Origin of the sequence: Pseudomonas sp. 06C 126, from assembly GCF_001855215.1 — a bacterium.
In the GTDB taxonomy this organism is placed as follows: domain Bacteria; phylum Pseudomonadota; class Gammaproteobacteria; order Pseudomonadales; family Pseudomonadaceae; genus Aquipseudomonas; species Aquipseudomonas proteolytica.
The window spans coordinates 1-325 of record NZ_MIFU01000053.1 but is presented as its reverse complement, the minus strand read 5'-3'; the positions used below and the strand labels follow the sequence as shown (position 1 = coordinate 325).

Here is a 325-nt window from a genome sequence, read left to right as displayed (position 1 = left end):
ATGTCGAAGTGCGTTACCGCATCTGGTCGGCATCGACCACGGTCGAGAAGGCTAGCGAGCAGTAACGCGCAGATCGACCTTCTGTGGCGAGCGGGCTTGCCCCGCGCTGGGCTGCGAAGCAGCCCCAAATACAGCCACCTTGGTGTATCTGACGGAACGTGGTGAGGCTATTGGGGCGGCTTTGCCGCCCAGCGCGGGGCAAGCCCGCTCGCCACAAGGGGCGTCAGGCTTGTGCCGCCACCCGCTCTGCCACGTGGCGCAAACTATCGAAGTTGATATTGGCCCCGGAGTTGATCGCCACCAGCGTCTGCCCCTGGGCCCCGGT

The 325-nt window shown here is 64.9% G+C and carries 1 pseudogene; it reads right to left on the bottom strand.

The annotated features are described in order from the left end of the window. Positions 1 to 241: 241 nt before the first annotated feature. Positions 242 to 325, bottom strand: a pseudogene (locus BHC62_RS28875) (hypothetical protein); the annotation flags it as partial.